This is a genomic window from Streptomyces sp. CB02058 (assembly GCF_001905505.1).
In the GTDB taxonomy this organism is placed as follows: Bacteria; Actinomycetota; Actinomycetes; order Streptomycetales; family Streptomycetaceae; genus Streptomyces.
In genome coordinates this window covers 559072-565071 of record NZ_LIPG01000007.1, presented here as the reverse complement: position 1 = coordinate 565071, position 6000 = coordinate 559072, and the positions used below count along the sequence as shown (strand labels likewise).

The following is a 6000-nucleotide window of genomic DNA, read 5'->3' as shown; positions in this document are numbered from 1 at the left end:
GTGTGGTCGCGGGTGAGGAACTCGCTTCGCTCCTGCGCGAACACCACGTCAACCATGTGATGCTCCCCCCGGCCCTGCTGGCCACCCTGCCGGACACCGACCTGCCCGACCTGCGCACGATCGCCACCGGGGGTGCCGCGGTGGGGGAGGAGCTGTCGCGGCGTTGGGCGGTGGGGCGGGCGATGTTCAATGCCTATGGGCCGACCGAGGCGACGATCTGTGCCACGCTGAGCGAGCGGCTGGAGCCGGGTGGTACGCCTCCGATCGGGGGTCCGATCAGGGGTCAGCGGGCGTATGTGCTGGACGAGGCGGTGCGGCCGGTTCCGGTCGGGGTCGCGGGTGAACTGTATCTGGCCGGGCCGGGTCTGGCGCGTGGTTATGTGAACCGTCCCGGTCTGACGGCGGAGCGGTTCGTGGCTGATCCCTTCGGTCCGGCGGGTTCGCGGATGTATCGCACCGGTGACTTGGTGCGCTGGCGCGCGGACGGCCAGCTGGAGTACCTGGGGCGTGCGGACGAGCAGGTCAAGATCCGTGGCTTCCGCATCGAGCCGGGTGAGATCGAGGCGGTGCTGGCCCGTTGCGCGGGAGTCCGCAGCGTGGTCGTGCTGGCGCGGGACGACACCCCGGGTGAGGTGCGGCTGGTGGCCTACGTGGTCCCCGAGGACGGCGCCGAGGCGGACCCCCGGGAGCTGCGCGGATTCGTGGGGGACCGGCTGCCGGAGTACATGGTTCCGGCTGCCGTCGTCCTTCTGGACGCCTTCCCGCTGACCTCGAACGGGAAGGTGGACCGGCAGGCGCTGCCCGCTCCGGTGCTGGAGGGCGGCGGCGAGGGCCGTGCGCCGCGGGGGCCGTACGAGGAGACGCTCTGCGTCCTGTTCGCCGAGGTGCTGGATGTGTCCTCGGTCGGTGTGGAGGACAACTTCTTCGACCTGGGCGGGCACTCCCTGCTGGGTACGCAGCTGATCAGCCGGATCCGGGCCGTGCTCGGCGCCGAGGTCTCGATCCGGGCCCTCTTCGAGGCCCCGACCGTGGAAGGGCTGGCGCGCAGGCTGGAGGCCTCGGCGGACATGATTGCGCGTCCACCGGTGGTTCCCATGAGACGGCCCGAGTCGCTGCCCCTGTCGTTTGCCCAGCGACGCCTGTGGTTCCTCCAGCGCTTCGAGGAGTCGTCCACGTATCACATTCCCATTGCGCTCCATCTGAAGGGAGAGCTGGTCGTCGAGGCGCTGCGCTGGGCCCTGGACGATGTGATGGCCCGGCACGAGAGCCTGCGCACCATCTTCCCCGAGGTCGACGGCGCACCTGTGCAGCAGATCCTCTGCCCGGCCGAGGCGGCCGTCGACTTCGAGGTCGTACCCGCCAGCGCCGACACCGTGGAGGACTCGGTCGGGGAGGAGTCCCGCCGGCCGTTCGATCTGCGCAAGGAGCCGCCGCTGCGCGCCCGGGTGTTCACGATCGACGAGAACACCCACCTGCTGCTCCTGGTGCTGCACCACATCGCCGGTGACGGCTGGTCGATGGGTCCGCTCACACGGGACCTGGCGCGGGCCTACGGGGCGCGGTCCATGGGGGCCACTCCCGACTGGGAGCCGCTGCCGGTGCAGTACGCCGACTACACCCTGTGGCAGCGACGGCTGCTCGGCGACCAGGGCGAACCGGACAGCGTGCTCACCCAGCAGGTCGAGTACTGGACGAAGACCCTGTCCGGGCTGCCCGACCGCATCTCGCTCCCCGTCGACCGGCCGTACCCGGAAGTCAGCTCCTATCGGGGCGCGTGGCGGCCGTTCGGGCTGGACGCCGACGTGCACCGGGGGGTCATCCGGATGACCCAGGAATCCGACGTCACGCTGTTCATGGTGTTGCAGGCGTCCTTGGCCGCGCTGCTCACCCGTATGGGCGCCGGTTCGGACATCCCGCTGGGCAGTCCGATCGCGAACCGCACGGACCGGGCGCTGGAGGATCTGGTCGGGTTCTTCGTCAACACGTTGGTGCTGCGCACCGACACCTCGGGTGATCCGACGTTCCGGGAGTTGCTGGACCGGGTGCGCCAGGTCGACCTGGCCGCCTACGCACACCAGGATCTCCCCTTCGATCTCGTGGTGGAGCGGCTCAATCCGCAGCGGACTCTCTCCCACCACCCTCTGTTCCAGGTCATGCTCGCGCTGCAGAACACCGCGCAGGGGCGGCTGTCCCTGAAAGGGCTGTCCGCCACCTACCAGAAGGTGGACACGGGGACGTCGAGGTTCGACCTCTTCTTCAGTCTCTGGGAGCGGTTCGAGGAGGAGGGCGAGCCGGCCGGTATCGACGGCACGATCGAGTACTCGGCGGATCTCTTCGAGACCGCGACCATCGACGCGCTCGTGCGGCGGTGGGCCACGGTTCTCCAGCAGGTGGTGGCCGACCCGGACCTGCGCATCGACGCGATCGAGATCATGACCGAAGAGGAACGACAGTGGCTGCTGGGTGACTGGTCGCAGGGTGACTGACGCACCAGGGCCCCTCCTTCGCCAAGGGGTGAAGGAGGGGCCCTCGTCTCGCGTACCGGGCTGCGACACCGCCTGCCGGCGGTGCGGACCGTCATGACGTCAACGGCAGATGGGTCCGGCGCCCGCGTTCGTACGCCGCGATCTCCTCCGCGTGGGAGAGGGTGGCGGCGATGGGGTCGAGCCCGGTCATCAGCCGGCGCCGTACCTCCGGGTCGAAGGTGAAGGACTGGGTCCGGTCGAGCCAGCGCACCTCCAGCCGTTCGAGGTCCACCGTGACCTCGGTCACCGGGTCGGCGGTGGCAGCCGCCCACAGCGACTCCACCACCTCGGTGGGGACGACTACGGTCAGCAGGCCGTTGAGCGCCGCGTTCCCCCGGAAGATCTCCCCGAAGCGGGGGGCGATGACGGCCCGTATGCCATAGTCCTGGAGTGCCCAGACCGCGTACTCGCGTGAGGAGCCGGTGCCGAAGTCGGTTCCGGTGACGAGGACCGACGCCCCTTGGTGCTCCTGTCGGTTGAGGACGAACGACGGATCGTCGCGCCAGTCCGCGAACAGCGCGTCCGCGTGGCCGTGCCGGGTGGACCGGGTGCAGAAGCGGACCGGGATGATCTGGTCCGTGTCGACGTTGCTGCGGCGCAGCGGTACCGCGGTGCCCCGGTGGACGGTGAACCTGGCCATGGCCGCTCAGCCCCTTGCTTCCAGGTCGGCGGGCCCGGCCAGTCGGCCGGCGACGGCGGTGGCCGCGGCGACCGCCGGGGCGACGAGGTGGGTACGGGCACCCTTGCCCTGGCGTCCTTCGTAGTTGCGGTTGGTTGTCGACGCGGCACGTTGGCCCGGGCCGAGCCGGTCCTCGTTCAGGGCGGCGCACATGGAGCAGCCGGCCGCTGCCCGGAAGTCGGCCCCGGCCTCCGCGAAGACCAGGTCCAGCCCTTCGGCGACGGCCTGTCTCCGCACCTGAGCCGAGCCCGGGACGATGATCACGCTGACCTCCTCGGAGACCCTGCGGCCCCTCAGTACCTCGGCCACGACCCGCAGATCCTCGATGCGGCCGTTGGTGCAGGACCCGATGAAGACTGTGTCGACCCGGATGTCGTGCATCGGGGTGCCGGGCTTCAAGTCCATGTACTCCAGAGCACGTTCGGCCGCCGCGCGCTCCTCCTCGTCCTGGATGGCGGCGGGGTCCGGAACGGTGTCGTGCAAGGGCACGCTCTGCCCGGGGTGCGTCCCCCAGGACACATAAGGACTCAGCTCGGCGGCGTCCAGGACGACCTCATGGTCGAAGACCGCGTCCTCGTCCGTGCGCAGCGACTCCCAGAAGGCGGTCTCGGCCTCCCAGTCGGCGCCCTGAGGCATGCCGGGACGGTCGCGCAGAAACGCGAAGGTGGTCTCGTCGGGTGCGACGAGACCGGCCCTGGCCCCCGCTTCGACGGACATGTTGCACAGCGTCATCCGCCCCTCCATGGAGAGGGAGGTGACCGCCTCACCCCGGTACTCGATGATGCTGCCCCGGCCGCCCGCCGTACCGATGCGGGCGATCAGGGCCATGGCGAGATCCTTCGCGGTCACTCCGGACGGAAGTGCGCCGTTCACGGTGACCGCCATGGTGCCCGGCCACCGCAGCGGCAGTGTCTGGGTGGCCAGTACATGCTCGACCTGACTGGTACCGATACCCAGGGCCAGGGCCCCGAACGCGCCGTGGGTGGTCGTGTGCGAATCGCAGCAGACGATGGTCATCCCCGGACGGGTCAGGCCCAGCTCCGGCCCGATGACGTGGACGATGCCCTGCCCCGGATCTCCGAGGCGGTGCAGCGGGATACCGAACTCCTGGCAGTTCGCCCGCATGAGCGCCGACTGCTCCACCGCCCTGGGGTCCTGGACGGCACGGTCGACGGAGATGGTGGGAGTGTTGTGATCCTCGGTCCCGACGGTCAGGTCGGGCCTGCGAACCGTGCGCCCCGCCGCGCGCAGCCCGTCGAACGCCTGTGGCGTGTTGACCTCGTGCAGCAGGTGCAGGTCGATGTAGAGGAGGTCGTCGCCCCCCAACGATGCCACCCGATGGAGATCCCAGATCTTCCTGGACAGTGTGGTGCCCATGCGGACGCGTCCCTCGGCCGACGCCACTCAGGCCCGGGCCGCGGCGCTGTCACGCTTGGCGAAGGCCACGCCGAGTCGCTCTTTGAGGACGTCCAGGTCCTCGCAGTCAGCGTTCACCCGCTCGGCTATGTGGACCCGGTACAGCTCGGCCAGCTCCGCCTCGTCGACCTCGACCCCAAGCTCTCCCAGGAGGTGACGCAGCACGGCGCGCCCGGAGTGGCGCCCGATCAGCAGGGAGCGCTCACGGCCGAACCTGGCCGGCTCCACGTACTCGTACGTCGCCGGGTTGCGCAGCACGCCCTGCTGGTGGATACCCGCTGCCGTGCCGAAGGCGTAGGTGCCGAAGACGGCCTTGGTCCGCGGCTCAGGCAGCCGGATCACGTCTCGCAGCGCGGAGTAGGCCGCGTACATGTCCTCGGTCGCGATGGTGGTGTAGAACCCGTAATGGTCCTTCTTGTAGAGGAGCAGAGCGGCCAGCTCCTCCAGGGGGGTGTTGCCCGCCCGTTCTCCAATGCCGCCCAGGGTGACCTGTGCCTCGTCGGCACCTGCCTGAAGTCCGCTCACCGCGTTGGCGAGGGAGAGCCCGAAGTCGTTGTGACAGTGGGTGGAGACCCCCACCGACGGCGGCGCCCATTCCCGGAAGGCGGCGATGACGTCGGCGTACTGGTCCGGTGTCGAGTATCCGCAGGTGTCCGCCGGTACGAGGCGTGTGGCGCCGGCCTCGACGGCGCCCTCCGTGTAGGCCCGCAGGAGATCGTGCTCGCCGCGACTGGCGTCCTCGATCGCGAGAGCGATGGACTCCACGCCGAGGGAGCGTGCGTAGGCCACGGCGTCGACGACCTCACGGATGCCTTCGCGACGGCTGATCCCGCGCTTGTGTTCCAGGTGCAGGTCGCTGCCCGAGACGAGCACCTGGATCTCGTGCCGCTCCGTGCCACCCGCCCGTACGGCGGTCTCGACATCCTCGCGGACCGCTCGGGAGAGGGTGGCGAATTGCGCCGTCGTCAGGTGCTGGGAGATGAGTCGGGCGGCTTCGAAGTCACTGGGGGAGGAGGCCGGGAAACCCAATTCGATACGGTCGACGCCGAGCTTCTCCACGTGGAGCGCGATATTCAACTTCTGCTTTGGAGACATGGCGTTTCCCGGAGCCTGTTCGCCGTCCCGCAGTGTGGTGTCAAAGATGGTTATTCGGCGCATTGGGTGGTCTCCCTCGGTGAGCTCCGGTGTGCGATGGGGGAACGGCCGATGAACACCCTGGACGGAGAGTCGCCCTGACGCCGCGTCTCCGGGCGGGAGGTGGACTTGATCAAGGGTAGCCCATCTCGTTGAGATGTTAGCTGAAGTCCTCCTTCTGGACAGCGACTTGGTGATGGATCCCCGCGGTACCCGGTGGAGGAACGGCTGCGGGGGAGACGGCGG

Annotated in this window: 4 protein-coding genes; 1 reads left to right on the top strand and 3 read right to left on the bottom strand. The window is 69.4% G+C overall.

Features of this window, described 5'->3' with window-relative positions; genetic code table 11:
* Positions 1-2486, top strand: a 2486-nt coding sequence (locus AMK10_RS33330) for a condensation domain-containing protein (protein WP_143195002.1), incomplete at its 5' end; no start/stop codon positions are given.
* Positions 2487-2577: 91 nt separating this feature from the next.
* Here AMK10_RS33330 and leuD read toward each other — a convergent pair.
* From leuD to AMK10_RS33315, 3 genes are read right to left on the bottom strand one after another with little or no spacing between them, the layout of a single operon-like run.
* Positions 2578-3165 carry a 3-isopropylmalate dehydratase small subunit gene (leuD, locus tag AMK10_RS33325; protein ID WP_073752848.1) on the bottom strand — a complete coding sequence of 196 codons (588 nt, stop codon included), beginning with the start codon at positions 3163-3165 and terminating at the stop codon, positions 2578-2580.
* Positions 3166-3171: 6 nt separating this feature from the next.
* Complete coding sequence (leuC, locus tag AMK10_RS33320) at positions 3172-4581, bottom strand: 3-isopropylmalate dehydratase large subunit (RefSeq protein ID WP_073752846.1); 1410 nt, start codon at positions 4579-4581, stop codon at positions 3172-3174.
* Positions 4582-4608: 27 nt separating this feature from the next.
* Positions 4609-5778 carry a LeuA family protein gene (locus AMK10_RS33315; RefSeq protein ID WP_073752844.1) on the bottom strand — a complete coding sequence of 390 codons (1170 nt, stop codon included), beginning with the start codon at positions 5776-5778 and terminating at the stop codon, positions 4609-4611.
* Positions 5779-6000 lie beyond the last annotated feature (222 nt).